20 protein-coding genes and 1 pseudogene are annotated in these 20,614 nt (G+C 71.9%); 8 read left to right on the forward strand and 13 right to left on the reverse strand.

Annotated elements, in window-relative coordinates; genetic code table 11:
* Positions 1 to 6 precede the first annotated feature (6 nt).
* Both ACFWB8_RS01835 and ACFWB8_RS01840 read right to left on the reverse strand, forming a co-directional pair.
* Positions 7 to 747: an SDR family NAD(P)-dependent oxidoreductase gene (locus ACFWB8_RS01835; protein ID WP_385220988.1), complete on the reverse strand. Its 741-nt coding sequence runs from the start codon at positions 745 to 747 to the stop codon at positions 7 to 9.
* Between the two features lie 77 nt (positions 748 to 824).
* A complete protein-coding gene (locus ACFWB8_RS01840; protein ID WP_385220991.1) occupies positions 825 to 1,445 on the reverse strand; it encodes a TetR/AcrR family transcriptional regulator in 621 nt (206 codons plus the stop codon).
* A 94-nt stretch (positions 1,446 to 1,539) separates the two neighbouring features.
* On the opposite strand from ACFWB8_RS01840, the gene ACFWB8_RS01845 reads away from it, so the two are divergent.
* The gene (locus ACFWB8_RS01845) at positions 1,540 to 2,583 is read left to right on the forward strand and encodes an aldo/keto reductase (protein ID WP_385220993.1); all 1,044 of its coding nucleotides are present in this window, start codon (positions 1,540 to 1,542) and stop codon (positions 2,581 to 2,583) included.
* Here the strand turns inward: ACFWB8_RS01845 and ACFWB8_RS01850 are convergent.
* Complete coding sequence (locus ACFWB8_RS01850; RefSeq protein ID WP_385220996.1) at positions 2,535 to 2,744, reverse strand: hypothetical protein; 210 nt, start codon at positions 2,742 to 2,744, stop codon at positions 2,535 to 2,537. The genes ACFWB8_RS01845 and ACFWB8_RS01850 overlap by 49 nt on opposite strands.
* Positions 2,745 to 2,840: 96 nt before the next feature.
* Here ACFWB8_RS01850 and ACFWB8_RS01855 point away from each other — a divergent pair, with 96 nt between their 5' ends.
* Positions 2,841 to 3,296: an SgcJ/EcaC family oxidoreductase gene (locus tag ACFWB8_RS01855; RefSeq protein WP_385220999.1), complete on the forward strand. Its 456-nt coding sequence runs from the start codon at positions 2,841 to 2,843 to the stop codon at positions 3,294 to 3,296.
* A gap of 13 nt (positions 3,297 to 3,309) precedes the next feature.
* Here the strand turns inward: ACFWB8_RS01855 and ACFWB8_RS01860 are convergent, their stop codons facing one another.
* The 5 genes from ACFWB8_RS01860 to ACFWB8_RS01880 form a co-directional block, all read right to left on the reverse strand.
* The gene (locus ACFWB8_RS01860) at positions 3,310 to 4,446 is read right to left on the reverse strand and encodes a substrate-binding domain-containing protein (protein ID WP_385221002.1); all 1,137 of its coding nucleotides are present in this window, start codon (positions 4,444 to 4,446) and stop codon (positions 3,310 to 3,312) included.
* Positions 4,447 to 4,486: 40 nt separating this feature from the next.
* Positions 4,487 to 5,506 carry an ABC transporter permease gene (locus ACFWB8_RS01865; RefSeq protein WP_385221004.1) on the reverse strand — a complete coding sequence of 340 codons (1,020 nt, stop codon included), beginning with the start codon at positions 5,504 to 5,506 and terminating at the stop codon, positions 4,487 to 4,489.
* Positions 5,503 to 7,029, reverse strand: a complete 1,527-nt coding sequence (locus ACFWB8_RS01870) for a sugar ABC transporter ATP-binding protein (RefSeq protein ID WP_385221007.1) — start codon at positions 7,027 to 7,029, stop codon at positions 5,503 to 5,505. The genes ACFWB8_RS01865 and ACFWB8_RS01870 overlap by 4 nt, the downstream gene beginning before the upstream one ends.
* 77 nt (positions 7,030 to 7,106) lie before the next feature.
* Positions 7,107 to 9,851, reverse strand: coding sequence for a SpoIIE family protein phosphatase (locus ACFWB8_RS01875; protein WP_385221294.1), 2,745 nt, complete (start codon positions 9,849 to 9,851; stop codon positions 7,107 to 7,109).
* Between the two features lie 105 nt (positions 9,852 to 9,956).
* The gene (locus tag ACFWB8_RS01880) at positions 9,957 to 10,925 is read right to left on the reverse strand and encodes a cyclase family protein (RefSeq protein WP_385221010.1); all 969 of its coding nucleotides are present in this window, start codon (positions 10,923 to 10,925) and stop codon (positions 9,957 to 9,959) included.
* Between the two features lie 171 nt (positions 10,926 to 11,096).
* Between ACFWB8_RS01880 and ACFWB8_RS01885 the strand changes: the two genes are divergently transcribed.
* From ACFWB8_RS01885 to ACFWB8_RS01895, 3 genes and pseudogenes are all read left to right on the forward strand, one after another.
* Complete coding sequence (locus tag ACFWB8_RS01885; RefSeq protein ID WP_385221012.1) at positions 11,097 to 11,507, forward strand: VOC family protein; 411 nt, start codon at positions 11,097 to 11,099, stop codon at positions 11,505 to 11,507.
* 108 nt (positions 11,508 to 11,615) lie between these two features.
* A pseudogene (locus ACFWB8_RS01890) lies at positions 11,616 to 11,717 on the forward strand (AraC family transcriptional regulator); the annotation flags it as partial.
* A gap of 5 nt (positions 11,718 to 11,722) precedes the next feature.
* A complete protein-coding gene (locus ACFWB8_RS01895; RefSeq protein ID WP_385221014.1) occupies positions 11,723 to 12,331 on the forward strand; it encodes a glyoxalase in 609 nt (202 codons plus the stop codon).
* 16 nt (positions 12,332 to 12,347) lie between these two features.
* On the opposite strand, the gene ACFWB8_RS01900 is transcribed toward ACFWB8_RS01895, so the two are convergent.
* The 4 genes from ACFWB8_RS01900 to ACFWB8_RS01915 form a co-directional block, all read right to left on the reverse strand.
* Positions 12,348 to 12,536, reverse strand: a complete 189-nt coding sequence (locus ACFWB8_RS01900; RefSeq protein WP_385221016.1) for a hypothetical protein — start codon at positions 12,534 to 12,536, stop codon at positions 12,348 to 12,350.
* 117 nt (positions 12,537 to 12,653) lie between these two features.
* Positions 12,654 to 14,042, reverse strand: coding sequence for an MFS transporter (locus ACFWB8_RS01905; RefSeq protein WP_385221019.1), 1,389 nt, complete (start codon positions 14,040 to 14,042; stop codon positions 12,654 to 12,656).
* A complete protein-coding gene (locus tag ACFWB8_RS01910; protein WP_385221022.1) occupies positions 14,039 to 14,686 on the reverse strand; it encodes a TetR/AcrR family transcriptional regulator in 648 nt (215 codons plus the stop codon). Before ACFWB8_RS01910 ends, ACFWB8_RS01905 begins: the two co-directional genes overlap by 4 nt.
* Before the next feature lie 72 nt (positions 14,687 to 14,758).
* Entirely contained in the window at positions 14,759 to 15,235 is a 477-nt protein-coding gene (locus ACFWB8_RS01915; RefSeq protein WP_385221025.1) for a carboxymuconolactone decarboxylase family protein, read from the reverse strand.
* A gap of 206 nt (positions 15,236 to 15,441) precedes the next feature.
* On the opposite strand from ACFWB8_RS01915, the gene ACFWB8_RS01920 reads away from it, so the two are divergent.
* Positions 15,442 to 16,380: an RNA polymerase sigma-70 factor gene (locus ACFWB8_RS01920; RefSeq protein ID WP_385221027.1), complete on the forward strand. Its 939-nt coding sequence runs from the start codon at positions 15,442 to 15,444 to the stop codon at positions 16,378 to 16,380.
* Positions 16,381 to 16,547: 167 nt separating this feature from the next.
* The gene (locus ACFWB8_RS01925; protein WP_385221030.1) at positions 16,548 to 18,590 is read left to right on the forward strand and encodes a calcium-binding protein; all 2,043 of its coding nucleotides are present in this window, start codon (positions 16,548 to 16,550) and stop codon (positions 18,588 to 18,590) included.
* Between the two features lie 248 nt (positions 18,591 to 18,838).
* On the opposite strand, the gene ACFWB8_RS01930 is transcribed toward ACFWB8_RS01925, so the two are convergent.
* Positions 18,839 to 19,039, reverse strand: coding sequence for a hypothetical protein (locus tag ACFWB8_RS01930; RefSeq protein ID WP_385221033.1), 201 nt, complete (start codon positions 19,037 to 19,039; stop codon positions 18,839 to 18,841).
* Between the two features lie 596 nt (positions 19,040 to 19,635).
* Between ACFWB8_RS01930 and ACFWB8_RS01935 the strand changes: the two genes are divergently transcribed.
* The gene (locus ACFWB8_RS01935; protein ID WP_385221036.1) at positions 19,636 to 20,601 is read left to right on the forward strand and encodes an LLM class F420-dependent oxidoreductase; all 966 of its coding nucleotides are present in this window, start codon (positions 19,636 to 19,638) and stop codon (positions 20,599 to 20,601) included.
* The last annotated feature ends 13 nt before the right edge of the window (positions 20,602 to 20,614 follow it).

Below are 20,614 nucleotides of genomic sequence, written 5' to 3' on the forward strand. Positions count from 1 at the left end.
GACGTCTCAGGTCAGATTGAGCCCGCCGTCGAACACGATGACCTCGCCGGTGAGATAGGCGCTGGCGACCACCGACGCCACCAGGTCGGCCACGTCGGCGGGCCGCGCCGGCCGGCGCATGGGCGCTCGGTCCCGCCACAGCTCGTGCGCCTGCACCCAGTCCTTCGTCATCGGCGTGTCCACCAGCCCCGGCGCCACCGCGTTGACCCGCACCTCGGGCCCGAGCGCCGCCGCGAGCAGCCGGGTCACGTGGTTCAGGGCGGCCTTGCTCGCCGCGTACGGCACCGACGAGCCCTTGGGGCGCACCCCGGCGTGGCTGGTGACGTTGACGATGCTTCCGCCCGCGGGGGATCGACGCAGCGCCGGAAGGGCCTCCGTGCACAGCACCCACGGCGCGATCAGGTTGACCTCCAGCAGCTGTCGCCAGGCCGCCGGCGTCGCCGCGGCCAGGTCGTCGTGCGGGATCGGCCAGCTGACGCCCGCGTTGTTCACCAGTACGTCCAGCCGCCCGCAGCGGTCGAGCGCCGCCTCGACCAGCTCCCGGGCCTCCTGCTCCACCGCCAGGTCCGCCCGTACGTACACCCCGCCGAGCTCCGCCGCCAGCGCCTCTCCGGCCTCCGTACTGCGCCGCGAGTGCACGACGACCCGCATCCCGTCCGCGGCCAGCCTCCGCGCGACGGCCTCCCCGATCCCCGAAGTGGATCCGGTGACCAGGGCGACGGGCCGATCCGCGTGTTCGATGCTCATGCCCGCGGATCTTGCCACAGGCCCTCTCGCGACAGGTCGGCCGGTCGCGGGCCTCCTGCAGCTGCCGCGCCGCGCCGTCAGGCGAAGGCGCCCGCACGGGCCGCCGTGGCGGCGGCGGTCGCGGCGCGTTCCGCCGTCGCCGTGTCGAGCGGGGCGCCGGTGGTCAGGAGCCGGTAGTAGAGCGGAGCCGAGACGGCGCGGATCACCTCGTCGGCGTCGGTGCCCTCCGGAAGCTCGCCGCGCGCGACGGCCTGGTGGACACACGGCGCCCATTCGGCGACGCGCACCTCGTAGAACCGGTGCAGGGCCTCGGCGGTCTTCGCGTCCGTCGTGGCCGCGGCGATCACCGCCTTGAAGAGCGCGCCCTGGCGCGGGTCCGCCAGCGTGCGCCGGACCAGCTCGGCATTGGCTCGCAGGTCGTCGAGGAGCGCGCCCGTCTCGGTACGGGGCAGGGACTGCTCCGCCATGTCGCCCAGAAGGTCGGCGACCAGGCCGGCGGCGGTTCCCCAACGCCGGTACACCGTGGTCTTGCCGACTCCGGAGCGCCGGGCGACCTCGGCCAGGTCCAGCTGGTGGAAGCCGTGGTCGGCCAGCATGTCCCCGGCGGCTTCCAGGACGGCCGTGCGTACGCGGGCGGTGCGGCCGCCGGGCCGGACGGTGCCCGGCTCCGAGGTGTCCTCGTACCCCTCAACAGTCATAACGGGACTCCGGTTCCATTAATGGCTCACCCTTGTTACGGTGGACCCATCTTAACGGTTCCAGGGTTCCATTAGCGCTCGGAAGGGTTTCGTCATGGAATACAGGCAGCTCGGCGCGTCCGGTCTCAAGGTCCCCGCCCTCAGCTTCGGGGCCGGCACCTTCGGCGGCCAGGGGCCGCTGTTCGGCGCCTGGGGCACCACGGACGCCCAGGAGGCCCGCCGTCTCGTGGACATCTGCCTGGAGGCGGGCATCACGATGTTCGACACCGCCGACGTCTACTCGGCCGGGGCCTCGGAGGAGGTCCTCGGCGCGGCGATCAAGGGTCGCCGGGACCAAGTGCTGCTGTCGACCAAGACCGGGCTGCCGATGGGTGACGGCCCCGGCGACGCGGGCTCCTCGCGCACCCGTCTGATCAGGGCGACCGAGGACGCCCTGCGCCGGCTCGGCACCGACCGCATCGATCTCTTCCAGTTGCACGCCTTCGACGCCGCCACCCCGGTCGAGGAGGTGCTCTCCGCGCTCGACCAGCTGGTACGGGCGGGCAAGATCCGCTACGTCGGAGTCTCGAACTTCGCGGGCTGGCAGCTGATGAAGTCCCTGGCCGCCTCCGAGCGCCACGGCTTCCCCCGCTATGCGGCCCACCAGGTCTACTACTCCCTCATCGGCCGCGACTACGAATGGGAGCTCATGCCGCTCGCTCGTGACCAGCGAGTCGGCGCCATGGTCTGGAGCCCCCTCGGCTGGGGCCGGCTCACCGGCAAACTGCGCCGCGGCCGCCCCCTGCCCGCGCAGAGCCGGCTGCACCGGACCGCCGACTACGGCCCGCCGGTCGAGGACGCGCACCTCTTCGACGTCGTGGACGCCCTGGACGGGATCGCGCGGGAGACCGGCAAGACGATCCCGCAGGTGGCCATCAACTGGCTGCTGGGGCGGCCCACCGTGTCCTCCGTCATCGTCGGCGCGCGCAACGAGGCGCAGCTGCGGCAGAACATCGGAGCGATCGGCTGGACCCTGGCCCCCGAGCAGGTGGCTCGTCTCGACGCCGCGAGCCACCGGCCGGCGCCGTACCCGTACTTCCCTTACGAGCGTCAGGAGGGCTTCGCCCGGCTCAACCCGCCGATGATCCCCTCGCCCTGAGCCGGCTTCCCGCCCCCGGCCGTCTTGTCCCGTCGGGGCGACGCCAGCAACTCCGACGTGTGCAGGCCGGCGGCCTCCGCGCTGGCCAGGCCCTGGAGCCCGACGGCGTCCAAGTGGTGACGGAAGGCCGCGTGCCTGTTCTCGTCGCCGGCTGTTGCCATCTCCGCACTCTCCTCGTACCTTTATATCTGCACGCATGCAGATACTGCTCTCCATCAGTATCTGCGCCAATCGAACCAATAGGGGAGTGGTCCGTCATGCAGCCCATCGCCAACGACGACGTCACCGCCGTTCAAGCCCTCATGGCCCGGCTCCTCGGCGCCTGGGAACGGCACGACGCGGAGGCCTACGGTGCGGTCTTCACCGAGGACGCCACCTACACCACCTATGTCGGCACCCTCTACCAGGGCCGTCGCGACATCGTGGAGAGTCACCGCACCCTCTTCGCGGGCTTCCTCAAGGGCACGCGGCTGGCCGACGAGATCCTCGACATCCGCTTCTACGGAACGGGTTCGGCCGTGGTCAACAGCCGTGGTGACACCTACAAGGGCGCGCGCCCGGCGAAGCTCGGCAAGGTGCAGACGTACACGCTCGTCCGCGAGGGTGACGGGCAGTGGCGGATCGCGGCCTTCCACAACACCAAGCGCAAGCCCCTGATGGAGGCGGTGTCGTACCGGTTGGCCCCTGGCACCGTCCCCGCCGCCGAGCGCTGAGCGGCCCGTCTGGTCACTTGCGCCAGATGGTCCGGTACGCCTCGCGGTAACCGGCCGGATTCCAGGACGAGGCGCCGCTGCTGTTCTTCGCCATGGCGATGTGGACGGGGGCGACGTAGCCGCTGGCGGGCCGGCCGGCGAAGGCGCGGTTGAACTCGTCGATGATCTGCCAGCCCTGCTGGGACAGCGGCTCGGGGACGGTGGCGGCCTGGAACTGCTTGTTGTTGATGCGCTGGAAGGCGGAGGGGTCGCCGTCGCCCGCGCCGATGTTGAAGGGCGGTCCGGAGCCCGGCTTGCCGCCCGCGCGGAGGGCTGCGGCGGCGTCGGCGAAGTAGAGGTCGTTGATGGCGACGGAGTAGGTCCACTCGTCGGGGAAGCGGGACAGGAGGGAGGAGACCTCCTGGGGAGTGCGGCTGCTCGCGTCCGGGATGGGGATGTTCTCGTACGCCAGGAGCTTCACGCCGGAACAGGTGGCGAGCTCCCGCTTGATCAGTTCGGACTTGTTCCTGGCGAACGGGATCGAGTCGTCGGTGAAGACGACGACTCCGGCATCGCCGTCGGACTGGGCGACGATCCAGTCCGCGCTGATCCTCGCCACGTCCTCCACCTTCGTCGTGACGTTGGTGAAGAGCCCGCCACGTTCGCTCGGGCCGGGGGAATCCACGGCGTGCCAGCCGATGAGCGGGATGTGCGCCGAACGGGCCCGCGCCACCTGTTGCGAGGTCAGCTGGGGGTCGAAGCCGCCGATGACGATGCCCGAGGGCCCCAGGGTGACGGCCTGGCTGAGCGCCGCCTGGATCCCGGCGGGGGTGCCCTCGCCGTCGATCACCCGGACCGTCCAGCCGATCGTCTTCGCGGCGTCCTGGACGCCCTTCGCGACGCCCGCGACACCAGGGTTGGTCATGGTCTGCGCGACGTAGACGATGGTCCTGCCGGGAACCGCCGCCGGGCCGATGGTCGGGCCGTTCCAGGAGGCGTCGGCGTTCTCCGCCTTCCGCACGGCCGCCCCGGCCTTCGCGAGGGCGGCCGGACAGCCGGTCCGCGACGGCCCGGCGCCGGCCGACGGGCCGCCCCCGCAGCCGGCGACGAGGGCGGCGGCTGCTGTCAGCAGGGCCGTGGTGGTACGGGTGGCCTTGCGGTTCGAGTACACGGTGCTCCTGACGCCGGTGCGCGTACGAAGGGTTCTGGCTCTAGGGGGTGGCGACCTCGGCGGCGCCGGTGCGCAGGCGGCGCCGGGCGGAGTAGCCGGCCAGACCGACGGCGATGAGCAGGGTGGCGCCGTTGAACAGCGGCGTGGCCCAGAACCGGGCGCCGAGCTGGCCGATGCCGGCGAGGCCGACGGCGAGGACGGCGACGGCCACCACGGTGCCGAGGGCATTGGCGCGGCCGGGTTTGACCGTGGTGGACCCGAGCAGAGCGCCGACGAAGGCGGGCAGCAGGTAGTCGAGCCCGACACTCGGATTGCCGGTCTGCTGCTGGGCGGCGAGGAGGACACCGGCGAAGCCGACGACCAGGCCCGATCCGGCGAAGGCGTAGACGGAGTATCTGCGGGTGGGGACGCCGATGATGGCCGCGGCGCGCGGGTTGGAGCCGATGACGTACAGGTACCGGCCGAGCGGCAGTCGCTCCTGCACCAGCCACAGGGCCGCCGCGACGGCGAGGACGTAGAAGGCGGGTACCGGCAGGCCGAGGAGCCGGGAGTCGTAGAGGCCGGTGAAGGAGGGCGGCAGGCCCTGCGGTCCGGGGACGATCCGGGCGCCATCGGTGATCCAGCCGGTGAAGGCGTACATCACGCTGCCGGTACCGAGCGTCGCGATGAAGGAGTCGATCTGCCCGAACTCGACGATGCCGCCGTTGAGGGAGCCGACCACCGCGCCCCCGAGGATCACTGCGAGGCAGGCGAGGGGCCAGGGCCAGCCTTCGTTGACGATGAGCTGCAGCACCATGACGTGCGCCAGGCCGAGACCGTAGCCGATGGACAGGTCGAACTTGCCGGTGGCGACGGGGATCGTCGCACCGAGCGCGAGGAGCGCCGGGATCGATTGGTTGGAGAGGATCGAGGAGACGTTGTCCCGCGTGGGAAAGGTGTCCGGCAGGGCGAGGGAGAAGACCAGGAAGAGCAGGGCGGCGAGCGCCAAGAGGCCGTAGGCGCCGATGAGGTGCCCGTGACGGCGGCGCGGCACGGATCGGGGCGAAGGGGAGGCGGTCATGGGCCCGTTGTGGTTCCGGTGACGGCGGGCATGGCCGAGGCGGTTCGGGTCAGCGCGGTGACGGTGAGGGCCGCGCCGGTCAGTTCGGTGCTCACCCTCCCGCGGACGAACACCAGGGCGCGGTGGCACACGCCCGCGACCTCTTCGAAATCGGTGGAGATGAGCAGCACCGCCAGGCCGGACGCCAGCGCGTCGTCGAGCAGCCGGTAGATCGTGGCCTTGGCGCCGACGTCCACGCTGGCGGTCGGTTCCTCGAGGATGAGGAGGCGCAGGTTCCCCCCGAGCCATCGGCCGACCATGACCTTCTGCTGGTTGCCGCCGGACAGGGTGGCGATCGGCACCTCGCTGTCGCGCGGGTGCACGGAGAACCGGTCGATCAGGGCGGCGGCTTCGGCGCGCTCGCGCCGGGGGCTGATCCAGTGCAGCGCCGAGACGCCGGCTGCCCGGGGGTTCGCCAGGAAGTTCTCCCGCACGGTCAGTTCGGGGGCGCAGCCTTCCTCCTGGCGGTTGCCCGCCACGAAGCCGACGCCGGAGGAGAGCGCGGCGCAGACCGTACGGGGCTGGTACGGCCGGCCGTCGAGCAGCGCCCGCCCGCCGAGGATCGGCCGGGCGCCGGCGAGGGCGCGGCCCAGGTCCATGTGGCCGGCGCCGGTCAGACCCACCATGCCGAGGATTTCGCCGGCCCGCAGGTCCAGGCTGACCTGCGCGGCGTACTCGGTCGTCACGCTCTCGAGGCTCAGGACGGGCGGGCCGGCGGCGGGGGTGGTGACGGGCCGGTAGTCGGCCGGTTCGCGGCCCACGATGGCGTGCACGAGACGGGCGGGGCTGTGGCCGGCGAGCGGACCTCGGCTGACCAGACGGCCGTCCCGCAGGACGGCGAAGGTGTCGGCGACCTTGTACACCTCGTCGAGGCGGTGGCTGACGTAGAGGATGCCGTGCCCGCGGTCGCGCAGGGCGTGCAGTACGTCGAACAGCCGGGCGCAGTCGGCGGCGGGGAGGGTGGCGGTCGGTTCGTCGAGGACGATGAGTTCGGCCTGCGTCGCCAGGGCGCGGGCGATGGCGACCAGCGAGCGCTCGGCGGGGGCGAGGTCGGCGATCCGGGAGTCGGCGTCCAGGTGCCCGGCCACGAGCCGCAGGGCCTCTGCGCAGCGCTCCCGGGTCCGTCGCCAGGAGATCAGTCCGCGGCGGCGTGGGTAGCCGGTGCCCAGGGCGATGTTCTCGGCGACCGTCATCCACTCGACGAGACCGAGGTCCTGGTGGATGAAGGACATGTTCCGGGTGGCGGCGCGGGAGCCGAGCGGATGCCCCGCCACCGTGACCTCGCCCTCGTCGCCGTGGTGGACCCCGGCGAGCACCTTGATGAGGGTGGACTTCCCGGCTCCGTTGGGACCGAGCAGGGCGAGGACGCTGCCCCGGTGGATGTCGAGGTCGACCGCGGTCAACGCGAGGGTGCCGCCGAACCGCTTGCCGAGACCGCGGATGCGGACGAGAGGGTCTCCGCCGGCGCGCGAGGATGAGCTCATCGAGGGGGAGTCTACGCAGATGTAACGCTACAAATCCGGCATTTCCTGCTACGGCTCCCGAAGGCGCCGGTCATGGATCACGCCGCCTCCAGGGCGCACTCCGCCCAGATGACCTTGCCGTTGACGGTGTAGCGGGTGCCCCAGGCCTGGGCGAGCTGCGCGACGAGGAACAGGCCGCGGCCGCCCTCGTCGGTGGTGGCCGCGTGCCGCATCCGTGGGGCGGTGCTGCTGGCGTCGTACACCTCGCAGATCAGGGTGCGGTCGTGGATGAGGCGAATCCGGATGGGTTCGGCGCCGTAGCGGATGGCGTTCGTGACCAGTTCGCTGAGCAGCAGTTCCGCGGCGAAGGCGGCCTCGTCCAGCCCCCAGCGGCTCAGCTGGCCCATGACGGCCGCGCGGAGGTCGCAGACGCGGGCCGGGTCGGCGGGCAGGTCCCAGGTGGCGATCCGGTCGGGGGACACGGCGTTGGTGCGCGCGACGAGGAGCGCGATGTCGTCGGCGGGGTGCTCGGGTGCCAGGGCGTCGAAGACCGCTCGGCAGGTGTCCTCGGGGACGCGGTCCGGATGGGCCAGGGCCCGGCGCAGGTGGTCCAGGGCCACGTCGATGTCGCGGTGGCGGTCTTGGATGAGTCCGTCGGTGTAGAGGACCAGCTGGCTGTGTTCCGGCAGGTGGATCTCGGCCGATTCGAAGGGCAGGCCGCCCAGGCCGAGAGGGGGACCGGCGGGGAGGTCGGGGAAGGTCACGGTGCCGTCGGCCAGGACCACCGCGGGCGGGGGGTGGCCGGCGCGCGCCATCGTGCACTGCTGCGAGGTGGGGTCGTAGACGGCGTACAGACAGGTGGCGCCGACGATGCCGGAGCTGCTGAGGGCGGGATCGTCCCCGCCCTCCTCCCGGTCGAGCCGCACCATGAGGTTGTCCAGGTGGGTGAGGAGCTCGTCGGGGGCGAGTTCCAGTTCGGCGAAGTTGCGGGCGGCGGTGCGCAGTCGGCCCATGGTGGCGGCGGCGTGCAGTCCGTGGCCGACGACATCGCCTACGAGGAGGGCGACGCGGGTGCCGGAGAGGGGGATCACGTCGAACCAGTCGCCGCCCACCCCGGACTCGGCGGGCAGGTAGCGGTGTGCGACCTCGACGGCGCCCTGCTCGGGAAGGCCGCGCGGGAGCAGGCTGCGCTGCAGGGCCAGGGCCAGGGTGTGTTCGTGGGTGTAGCGGCGGGCGTTGTCGATGCAGAGCGCGGCGCGGGCGGCGAGTTCCTGGGCCAGTGAGCGGTCGTCGTCGCCGTAGGGGGCCGGGTCCTGAGAACGGTAGAAGCTGACGATGCCCAGGACGACGCCGCGCGCGAGCAGCGGGACGGTGATGAGGGAGTGGACGGCGTGGGCGAGGAGCAGCTCGGCGTGCTCCGGATCCTGGGCGATCCAGCCGAAGGCGGCCTTCAGGTCGGGTTCCAGCACTGGCTCCCCGGTGGTCAGACAACGCAGATGGGGAGTGGTCCGCCGCAGGGCGACCCGCTCGCCCACCGGGTAGAAGGGGCAGTCCTCGCGGATGCCGTGGACCACCGTCCGGTGCAGCTCACTGGTCGGGTGGGCGGCCTCTTCGCCGCGCAGTACGGCCTCGGGCAGGTCGATGGTGACGAAGTCGGCCAGGCGGGGGACCGCCATCTCGGCGAGTTCCCAGGCGGTGCGGGTCACGTCCAAGGTGGTGCCGATACGGGCGCTGGCCTCGGCGAGCAGCTCCAGGCGGCGTCGGGCCGCGACGGCGTACTTCCCCACTTCCGGCTCGCCGACCAGCACCAGCCCTCTGACGGCGTGCTCGGGCACCGGGACGGCAGGGGCAGGGGCAGGGGCGGGGGCGGGGCCATGGGCATCGGCATGTGCGGGGGCGGGGGCGTGCCGCTCCGAGTCATCGGGAATCAGCGCCTCGATGACGACTCCCTCCACCCCGGACGGGGTGGTCACGGGGCGGCTCACGAGGGTGACCCGGCGGCCGCGGGACAGGGGCACCTCGGAGGCGGCCCGCTGCGCCGAGGACATCAGCTCGGTGGCCTTCTCCTTGAGGACCATCTGATCGTTCTGGTCCAGCTCGCTCTGGAGCAGCTCCTCCATCCTGAGCGGGTGCCCGTTCAGGCTTCCCCCATCGGCCGGGGCATGGCTCCCGGCGTCGAGATACGCCTGCAGCAGGCCGCGCTCCCGCGCCGAACTCTGGTCCATCAGCCGTCGCTCGATGGCTTCGGCTGCCTTGCGCACGACGGGGACCAGCGCCGGGTCCGCATCGGTGTACGGGTAGCCGAGGCACAGGACGCCCTCGATCCGCCCGCTGAGCTGGTCGCGGACGGGTATGGCCGTGCAGGCGCTCGACTGGGACCGTTCGGCGAAGTGCTCGGCTCCGTAGACCTGAACGAGTCGGCGCTCCGCGAGGGTGAGACCGATGCCGTTCGTCCCCGCCACACGCTCGGAGAACACGAAACCGGGGACGCTCTGGATCGCCGGGAGATGCCTGACCAGGGATTTGTCCCCGAATCGGCGTTCGAGCACCGTGCCCAGTCCATCGGCGAGACATATGTTCATCCGGCTGCCCGCGAAAATGGACTCGAGCCGGTCGAGTACGGGCCTGGCGGCGTGGACGAGCGGACCGTCCCGGTCGAAGTCCTGCGTGAAGGGCAGCTCGGACTGGTCCGGCGACAGCCCCAGCAGCTGACAGCGCTGCCAAGAGCTCAGGATCGGTCCTCTCACGCTCCCCTCGGCCGACCCGGCCGCCTCGATCGACTCGCCGTGCAGAAATCGGTCACGGGAACGCACGGGGCCGATGCGGTCTCCGACGACCACCATCTGCACCACTTCCCTCACGCTCTCGTTCGCCCGATTTGAGTATATTCCTCACATTTTCGGGGTCGGGTGCGGGGGCAGGAGCGATCGGCCGGGCCGGACCGGGCATCACAAGATCGCGACCGGGTTGACGGGTGAGCCGGTCCCGCCGGGAACGTTCAGCGGCGCCACGACGAGCGCGAACGCGTAACGACCCGCCTCGGCGCAGGCGGCGGAGAGTGCTTCGAGGTCGAGGTTGTCCAGCAGCGGTACCCCCATCGCCGCGACGGCGAGGGCGTGCACGGGGGAGTGCAGGCCCTCGACCGGCGACGGCCGTACATCGCTGTCCCCGTCGCCACCGAGCAGCGCGATGGCGCGCTCCGCCAGCAACGGCACGGCGTCCACGTGCCAGCCCGCGCTCACCGCGTCGGAGTTCCAGGGGCCCGTCTCCCGGCGGCGGCGGAGGTGGCCGGAGCGCAGCAGCACCGCGTCGCCGTCCCCGATCGTCACATCGAGCGCCTTTTCCGCCGCGATGACGTCCGGCGCGTGCACGGCGCGGCCGGGCTCCAGCCACTTGAGCCCGAGGACGGCGGGCAGGTCCAGGAGGACGCCCCTGGTGACCAGGGGGCCGAGCGCCGACACCGCGCCGAACCGGGCGCCCCCGGCATCGACGACCCCGCGCGCCACGCGGCCGTCATAGAGCCGCCCGCGGTACGCGATGTGTGACAGCGCGTCCAGGTGGCTCACGCCCTTGCCGTGGTAGTCCACGGCAAGGAAGTCCTTGTAGGTGGAGGGCTCCGGGGCCTCCACGTCCCCGAGGTCGGACATGTAATGCAGCGCGGGCTTTTCGTTGTCCGCTTCCGGGCGGGTGTTCCATGGCCGCCCCAACGGCACGATCGTGCCGGACCGGATCAGGACGGCGGCCCGCCGCACATGCTCCGGGGTCACCCTGTTCCACGCGCCGCGGTCGGCTGCGGCCCAGCGGCCCCACGTACGGACCGCCTCGAAGAGCGCGTCGAACTCCCCGCGGGAGACGGCGGGCCCGTTTCCGGGACCGGCCGGCGGGGGAGCGGCGGCTCCAGTGGTGTTGCTGCTCATGTGTGCTCAGCGCTCCCGTCGCACTCACGCCGTGCCGGATGCCACCTCGCCAGGATTCCCGATGACGCCGCCGCGTGCACTGCCTGAGCCCCGGGACGGATACGCCGGGTGACCGCCGGAGATCAGAATCCGAGAAGCGCGGGTGGGGCAGCCGCCCCTAGCATGACCGCCATGGACATCAGCATCCACACGACCTTCCTCCCGCACGACGACCCGGACGCCTCCCTGGTCTTCTACCGCGACACCCTCGGCTTCGAGGTCCGCAGCGACGTCGGCCACGGAAAGATGCGCTGGATCACCGTGGGCCCCATCGGCCAGCCCGGCACCTCGATCCTCCTGGCGCCGCCGGCCGCCGACCCCGGGGTCACCGAGGACGAGCGCCGCACCATCGTCGAGATGATGGCCAAGGGCACCTACGGCTGGATCCTGCTGGCCACCCACGACCTCGACGGCACCTTCGAGAAGGTGCAGGCCGGTGACGCCGAGGTCGTCCAGGAGCCGACCGAGCAGCCGTACGGCATCCGCGACTGCGCCTTCCGAGATCCCGCGGGCAACCTGATCCGCATCCAGGAGATCCGGTGAACCGTCACCGGTGAGCACCTCGACGGCTCTATGAAAGGAGTTCTCCCGTGTGCAAACCGGCATGGGCGCGCGCACGCACGGAGGCGGCTGCTGCGCCACCAGCACCGGGCGGCGGGCACTGCGGCGGGGATGCCGTCGTGCGTCGAGGAACAGGTCACCAGACCGGTCAGGAATCGAGAAGCGCCGGTGACCGAGCCGCAACTAGCGTGACGGTCATGACTTCCATCGCATCCATCACCCTCGAGGTGGCCGACCTCTCGGCCGCCGACCGCTTCTACACCGCCTTCGGTCTCGGCGACCGGGTGGGCCTGCGGGCCTCCGAGGCACCGACGACCGGCTTCCGCGGATTCACCCTGTCGCTCACGGTGTCCCAGCCGGCCACCGTCAAGAGCCTCATCGGCGCCGCCCTCGACGCCGGTGCCACGCCGCTGAAGCCCGTCGCGAAGTCGTTCTGGGGCTACGGCGGCGTCGTACGGGCCCCTGACGGCGCGATCTGGAAGGTCGCGACCTCGGCGAAGAAGGACACCGGCCCGGACACCGGGCAGATCGACGACATGGTCCTCCTGCTGGGAGTCGCCGACATGGCCGGGACCAAGCGGTTCTACGTGGAACGCGGCTTCACCGTGGCGAAGGGCTTCGGCAGCAAGTACGTCGAGTTCGCCGCTCCGGCGAGTACCGTGAAGCTGGCCCTGTACGGGCGGGGGGCCCTCGCCAAAGACGCCGGCGTCCCCATCGACGGTACCGGGTCGCACCGGCTCGTCATCGGCGGCGACATCGGTCCGTTCAGCGACCCGGACGGTTTCGCCTGGGAGACGGCCGCCTGAGCGAGCCGAACGCGCCTTACAGGGCGTTGCCGGCGGCGGTGGTGTTGGTGGCGTTGTCGAGGACCGCGGTGGCTGAACCTGCCGCCTTGCGGACGGTGTTGCCCTGACAGGAGACGTTCGCGGCGTTGCCGCCGATGCGGATGGCGTACGTGGTCGGGGCGGCGGCCGTATTGACGCCGCTGACCTGGTTGTCGCGCAGGGCCATGTCGGTGGCGCCGGCGGCGATGCCGTGTCCGGTGGTGCTGAGGACGGTGTTGTGTCCGACCGGTCCTGACCGACGCGGACGCCGATCGGGCAGCGCGCCCCGGGCGGCGTGCGAGCTCTACTGGCCGCGGGGCAGGAGCGACGCCGGCAGCAGGGCGAGGGCGGACACCGCGGCCAGGACCAGCAAGGTGGGACCCATCGCCGGATTCGACATGGCCGTGGTCGCGCCCGCGGCCGAGGGCCCTGCGGCCGGGGGCTCCAGCAGCATCATGCCGGCGGCGACGGCGATGCCGAAGGTCGGCCCGACGTTCATGGCGGTCTGCTTGAGTCCGCCGACCACCCCGGCGTACCCGGGCGGCGCGTCGCCGACGACGGTGCCGGTGGCCGTGACCATCACGGTGGCGAACCCCGCACCGAGCACGGCGAACGTCGCGCCGGTGCTCACCCACGTGCCGGCCGCATCGAGCCGGGACACACCCACGATGCCGAGAACGACGAGGACGGTACCGGCGACCGCGGTGCGACGCGGTCCCGACCTGCGCAGCGCGGCGCCGGCGAGGGGCGCGCCGAGGACCATCAGGGCGGTCAGCGGGAGGACCCGCAGGCCGGTGGCGAGCGGGTCGAGCCGCAAGGTGTTCTGGAGGAAGAACGTGGTCACGAACAGCGCGCCGAACAGGCCGCCGGTGGTGAGCAGCAGGATCGCCATCGACGCCGTCACCGGTACGGACCGCGCCACGGCGGGCGGCACGATCGGGTGCGCGGTACGGCGTTGTTGCACGACGAGCACTGCCACGACGCCCGCGGCGGCGGCGAGCCCGTACAGCGTCGGCGCGCCGCTCCACCCGTGCGCCGGTACGCCGACCAGGGTGTGCACCAGGACCGCGAGCGCGCTCGCGAGCAGGGCCGCGCCCGCGAGGTCCAGCCGCTCGGACCGGGTCCGTTCGGGCGTCGGCGCCGGTACGGCGAGGGTGAGCGCGGCGATCGCGAGCGCGGCCGGGACGTTGACCCAGAACACGGCACGCCAGCCGAGGTGCTCGACGAGGACGCCTCCGAGAAGCGGACCGGCCCCCGCGGCCACTCCGATCGCGCTGGTACGGATGGCCACCGGGGTGCCGAGCCGGTCCGGCGGGTACGTCAGCCTCAGCAGTGCGAGGGTCGCCGGCTGCAGCAGTGCGCCGAACACCCCCTGGGCGGCGCGAAGGCCGATCACCCAGCCGACAGTAGGGGCGACTGCGATGCCGGCTGACGCGGCCCCGAAGCCGAGGACGCCGAGGGACAGCAGCCGCTTGTGCCCGTAGCGGTCGCCGAGGCGCCCGGCGAAGACGAGTAGCGCGGCCACCGCGAGGAGGTAGCCGGTACTGGTCCACTGGACCTGTGCCACGCTCGCGCCGAGGTCGTGCTGCAGGCTTGGCTGGGCCACGAGCAGGACCGTGCCGTCCAGTGCGACGATCATCGCGCCGGCCGCGCTGACCAGGAGCGCGAGGTGCCGCCGTAGGGTCGTGGTCACGAGTCCACCGGCCCGAGATGAGCGTCCAGGGCCGCGGCGACGAGCCGGTCGAGTGGGCCGCGCGCGTGGCGTTCGTCGTGTTCGTCGTGTTCGCCGTGCCGGTCTGCGGTGAGGGCGAGTTGCAGGCTGCCCCAGGCCCAGAGCTGGGCGATGCCGTGCAGGTTCGACCAGAGGGCGGCGGCCGTGACGGCCGACGCCTCCGCATCGTCGTCCCGTTCCGTTCGGCACTGGGCGACGAGCCCCACGAGGAGGCCGAACAACGGAAGAGTCGATTCCCGCAGTCGCGGGCCGTCCGACGCGTGCTTCTCGCTGTCGAGCAGGTCGTGCCGGAACATCAGCTCGAACATGCCGCGGTGCTCCAGCGCGTACCCGACGTACGCCTGCCCGAGCGCCTGCAGCCGGCCGCGGGGCGACGTCGTGTTGCCGGTGGCGATCTCGAACCGGGTCTTGAGGTCCGCGAAGCCCCGGTGGGCGATCGCGGAGAGCAGGGCGTGGTGCGTGGGGAAGTACCGACGCGGCGCTCCGTGCGAGACGCCCGCCCGGCGGGCGATCTCACGCAGCCCGAGCGCCGCGGTTCCCTCGGTCATCACGAGTTCCACGCCGACGTCGACCAGTCGTTCCCGAAGGGAGCTCTCAGGTTCCATAGACAGTGTCTACCCGATGGGGTAGACACTGTCTACTGCTGGAGGCGTGCGGTGGAGGCGGCAGAACCCGGGTTATCCGTGCTGGCCGGGCTGGTAGTCGCCGGTGGCGCGATGCTGGAGCATCACGTTGACGCGGTTGAAGGCGTTGATGAGGGCGATGGCGCACACGAGGGCGGCGAGCTCGTTCTCGTCGAAGTGCTTGGCGGCATTCGCCCAGACCGCGTCGCTGACGCCACCGGCCGCGTCGGCGATGCGGGTGCCCTGCTCCGTCAGCTCCAGAGCGGCGCGCTCGGCGTCGGTGAACACCGTGGCCTCCCGCCAGGCGGCGACCAGGTTGATGCGCGTCGAGGACTCCCCGGCGTGCGCGAGCTCCTTGGTGTGCATGTCGACGCAGCCACTGCAGCCGTTGATCTGACTGGCGCGGAGCAGCGCCAACTCCCGCGTCGCGAACGGCACCGTCGATTCCGCGAGCACCTTGCTCGCCGCGATGACGTGCTTCAGGGACTTGGTCGCGACCGGGCTGTCGAAGAGGTTCAAACGAGCATCCATCGTGCACTCCTTGCCGTTGTCCGCTGTCACCCCTCTAGGACAGGACGGCCCGCCATCCTGTGACGGGAACGAATGTGACCTGCGTCTCTCTTCCCCGTGCGCCCCTGCGTGATCGACGGGCCGGACGCCTCGGATACCCTCCTGGGCATCGTGGAGAAGGGCGGCTCGACTGGGAGCCGCCGTAAGCGAGTTGGGGGGCGGGCTGCGTGCCTGGAACAACGGATGAGGCGTCCGCGGCCGGCTACCGGCCGCTGCTGTTCTCCATCGCCTACGGGATGACCGGATCCGTGGGCGACGCCGAGGACATCGTGCAGGACGCGTTTCTCGGCTGGACCCGCGCGCAGCGGGCCGGAACGGAGATCGCCGCCCCGAAGGCGTACCTGACCACGGCGGTGACGCGGCTGGGCATCAACCACCTGAGTTCGGCGCGGGTGAGGCGGGAGACCTACGTCGGCGACTGGCTGCCCGAGCCGGTCGTCGTGACGTCCGACGGGCCGGGGACGGGGCCGGCCGAGCACGCCGAGCTGGCCGACTCGCTGTCGATGGCGTTCCTCGTGCTGCTGGAGTCCCTTTCACCGGTGGAGCGGGCGGTGTTCGTGCTCCGCGAGGTGTTCGGGTACGGCTACCCGGATGTGGCGGAGATCGTCGGCAAGACCGAGGCGAACTGTCGGCAGATCTTCGCGCGCGCCAGGCGGCGCATCGCCTCCGGGCGGCAGGCGCGCGACAGCGCCCCGTCCCCGGCGCGGCGGGTGGAAGGCGAGGAGTTCGCCCGCAGGTTCTTCGAGGCCGCCGAGGGTGGCGACATGGAGGCGCTGCTCGGCATGCTCGCGCCCGATGTGGTGTTCCACGGGGACGGCGGGGGCAAGGCGCGGGCGGTCGGGAAGCCGGTGGCCGAGGCGCGGCGCGTCGTAAAGCTGCTCGTGGGCGGGCTCCGCCGGGTCCGGATCCTCGGCGCCACCCTCCGGCCGGCCCGGGTCAACGGCCGGCCGGGCTTCGTGATCTACGACGCCGAAGGGCGCGTGGTCAGCGTCGTCGGGCTCGACATCGCCGACGGCGTGGTCCGATCCATCCACTCGGTGGCCAATCCCGACAAGCTCGGCCACATCGGACCGGTATCCGATCTGACGCGGATGCCGGAGAAATAGCCCCCCGCGCGGAAGGGGCCCGGTCACTCCCGCGCGCTCCCCCGCCGGGGTGGTTCCCGGGGGCCCAGTGGGCGCAGTACGGCACGGCCTGCGGGGCCGCGGGCGGGCTCCGGTACGAGGCTGTGCGCTGCTCCCTGCCCGCCGCGACGACGGAGGTCCGTACGCCCATGACCCACGCACACCTGAGATCGGCGGGACGGCGCCGCGCCGCGGGCGGGAGGGCGGCGGTACTGGCCGCGCTCGGCCTGGTGCTCGTACTCGTGCTGCCCGGCACCGCGCTGGCCGCCCCCGGCGACCTGGACCCTGCCTTCGGGCCCGACGGCCGGGTGACCACGGCCTTCCCCGGCTACGCGGAAGGCCACGACATCGCGCGCCAGGCGGACGGCAAGCTGGTCGTGGTGGGTCTGAGCGAGGGCGGCTTCGCGCTCGCCCGCTACAACACCAACGGAAGCCTCGACAGCACCTTCAGCGGCGACGGCACGATGACCAGCGACTTCGGTGGCGGCAGCCACGCCGCCAACGCGGTGGCGATCCAGCCCTCGGACGGGAAGATCGTCGTGGCGGGCACCACCGAGGTGGTCGCGGAGGAGGGTGGCGGCTGCTGCTTCTTCTCCGTGGCCCGCTACAACACCGACGGCAGTCCGGACACGGGCTTCGGCAACGGAGGTCTGGTGCGGGTCGACGAGTTCGGGGGATCCGCGGACGGCGCGGACGTGGCGGTGCAGCCCGACGGCAGGATCATCGCCGCGGGCAAGGGCGGCGGTGGCGGCTTCGCGCTGGTCCGCCTCAACACCAACGGAAGCCTGGACCCGAGCCTCGGCGGCGACGGCGCGGTGGTCGCGGGCTTCACGCCCGCCTCGCCGCAGGACGCCGGCGGCGTCGCCCGGGGCATGGCACTCCAGCCGGACGGCAAGATCGTCGCGGTCGGCTACGTGGGCAACACCGCCTTCGACATCGGCGTGGCCCGCTACAACACCAACGGAAGCCTCGACACCACCTTCAGCGGTGACGGCATGGTGACCGCGGACTTCGGCGGCACCGAGTTCGGCAACGCCGTGGCGGTGCAGCCGGACGGCAGGATCGTCGCCGCGGGTTCCGGCGGCTCCGGCTTCGCCCTCCTGCGCTACAACGCCGACGGCAGCCCCGACGGCGGCTTCGGCGCCGGCGGCCGCACCTCGGTCAGCTTCCCCGGTGACGGCGGAATCGCGTACGGCATGGCGCTCCAGCAGAACGGCAAGATCGTCCTCGCCGGCCGGGCCGACGACCCGAACAGCTCCGAGGCCAACGACTTCGGCCTGGCCCGCTTCAACCCCAACGGCACCGTGGACACCGGCTTCGGCGGCGACGGCTTCGTGGTCACCGGCTTCGGGGACTTCGACGAAGCCCGCGGGGTCCTCGTACAGCCAGACGGCAAGATCGTCGCGGCCGGGTACGGAGCCGGCTTCGCCTTCGCCGTCGCCCGCTACGAGGGCGGCGACGGGACGCCGCCCCCGCCGCCCGCGCGCGCGGACCTGTCGGTGACGAAGACCGGCACGGCCACCGTGAGCATCGGCGACCGGGCCTCGTACACGGTGACCGTCTCCAACTCCCCGGCCTCCACCGCCACCGCGACCGGAGTCACGCTCTCGGACACGCTCTCCGGAGCGGGCGTGACCCTCACCTCGGCCGCTTCCTCCCAAGGCACCTGTACGACCACCGCCACTGCGGCCAACTGCGCCCTCGGCTCCCTGGCCCCGGGCGTGAGCGCGACGGTCACGGTGACGGCCGAGCCCCGCGCCACCGGCACCCTCACGAACACGGCCACCGTCAGCGCCACCCAGCAGGACCCGGCGACCTCCAACAACACGGCCACCGCGACCACCTCGGTGAACAACGCCCGCGGCTGCACGATCATCGGCACCAGCGGCCCGGACACCCTCAACGGCGGCTACTTCAACGACGTGATCTGCGCCCTCGGCGGCAACGACACGGTGCTCGCGAGCTACGGCAACGACACTGTCCACGGCGGCTTCGGCAACGACAACCTCGACGGCGGCTTCGGCGACGACACCCTCAACGGCGGCCCGGGCAACGACACCCTGACCGGCTACTACGGCAACGACCGCCTCACCGCCACCGACGGCGTCGCGGGCAACGACACCGCCAACGGCGGCCTCGGCACCGACACCTGCACCACCGATCCGGGTGACAGCCGCATCAGCTGCCCCTGATCGGCACCGGCGAGCCCGACCGCAGGAAGGTGGGCGGCCGGGCTCGCGGGTCTTCTCACCGGTCGTATCACCGGCGCGTTTCAGGAAGCCGGGTAGGGGCTGGCCTTCAGACGCCGGGAGGGGGACAGCGTGCACACGAGCGCGACGGCGCGGAGCGGGGTGTTTTCCGTGGTTTCCATGTCCATCCGGCTACCCGAGAGGTCCACTCGTATGCTGCTTCCGCCGTCGGCGCGGAAAGCGGTGGGATGTCAGCGTCTGCGGCCCCGCCGACGGGCCGCCCAACCGCTGCCGCCGCCGCTGCCGACGCCGAATCCGGCGACGTGCAGCGCGAGTGCGGCGAGACCGATCAGCATGAAGTTGGTGGAACTCAGCACGTCGTTGGTGGCGATGTGAGCCGCGTTGATCAGGAACGCGATGAAGAACAGCACGGCGGCGGCGATGCCCAGCATGGTCGGGCTCCTTCCGTTGGGTGAGCGGCGTTTTCCCCGTGCGGGCCGGATCATGAGCCGCCGATCCGGCGTATTTCGCACAGCTTGCGCACCGCGCCGCCGACCGGTCGGCGACCCGGCCTCGTAGCCTGGAGCAATGCGTCACCACGATCTTGTCGTCCTCGGTGCGGGATCCGGCAACGCCGTCGTCGACGATGCGTTCGCCGACCTGGACGTGGCCATCGTCGAGGACGCCTGCTCGGCCCCCAGGACGAGAAGGTCGCCGCACGCTTCACCGAACTGGCCCGCTCCCGCTACGACCTCAGACTCGGCCGGGAGGTCACCGCCGTCGGCGCCCACCTCATGGGCCCGCAGGCTCCCGCCCTCATCCAGCCCCTCGTCTTGGCGGTGACCTTGGGCATCGACGCATCGACGCATCCACGCTCGCCAGGTCCCCGTACTGGATCCACCCGGCGCCCACCGAGCTCGTCGAGCAAGCCCTCCTCGACCTCCACCTGTGACGACGGGGCGGGTTCGGCGCCTCGGGTACTGGGCCGTCGGGAGGCTACTGCTCCGCGAAGGGTTTCGAGAGGGGTGATCGCGGCAAAGCGCCCCGTATGGTGCGAATCGGGTACACGATGATGACCGAGCAAGCCGGCCCGCGCGAGCTGGTGTCCCACGTGGTGGGAGCGGAGGAGGCGGGCTTCGACTTCTCCGTCATCTCCGACCACTCCTTCCCCTGGCTGGAATCCCAGGGCCACGCCCCCTACGCGTGGAGCGTCCTGGGCGCGGCGGCGCAGGCCACCTCCCGGATCCCGCTCATGACGTTCGTGACCTGCCCGACCTTCCGCTACCACCCCGCGGTCGTCGCGCAGAAGGCGGCGACGATGCAGATCCTGTCCCGGGGCAGGTTCCGCCTGGGGCTCGGCTCGGGGGAGAACCTGAACGAACACATCGTCGGCGGCGGATGGCCGGCCGGCCACGTGCGCCTGGACATGCTGGAGGAGGCCGTCGACATCATCCGGCGCATGTTCGCCGGGGAGAGCGTGAACCACCACGGCGCCCATTTCGACGTCGAGAACGCCAAACTCTGGGACCTCCCCGACGAGCCGCCCCCGATCGGGATCGCCGTCTCCGGGCCCCGCTCCTGCGAGATCGCCGGCAGGTACGGCGACCTCGTCATCGCCACGGAGCCGAAGCCGGAGCTGCTGCAGGGCTTCGACGCGCACGGAGGCTCGGGCAAACCGCGCATCGGTCAGCTCCCCGTCTGCTACGACACCGACCGGGGCGCCGCGGTGGCCCGCGCGCACGCCCAGTTCCGCTGGGCGCTCGGCGGCTGGAAGGTCAACGCCGAACTCCCCGGCCCCGCCGGCTTCGACCAGGCTGCGCAGCACACCCGGCCCGAGGACGTCGCCGAGGCCATCCCGTGCGGTGACGACGTGGACGCCGTCGTCGAGGCGGTACGCCCGTACGTGGATGCGGGATTCACCGAGGTCGCCCTCGTCCAGATCGGCGGCGACCAGCAGCAGCCCTTCCTGGAATGGGCCGAGGCCAAGCTCCTGCCCGCCCTGCGGAACCTGTGAGGACCCCACCGAC

The sequence above is a fragment of the Streptomyces sp. NPDC060031 genome (assembly GCF_042736805.1).
Lineage (GTDB): Bacteria > Actinomycetota > Actinomycetes > Streptomycetales > Streptomycetaceae > Streptomyces.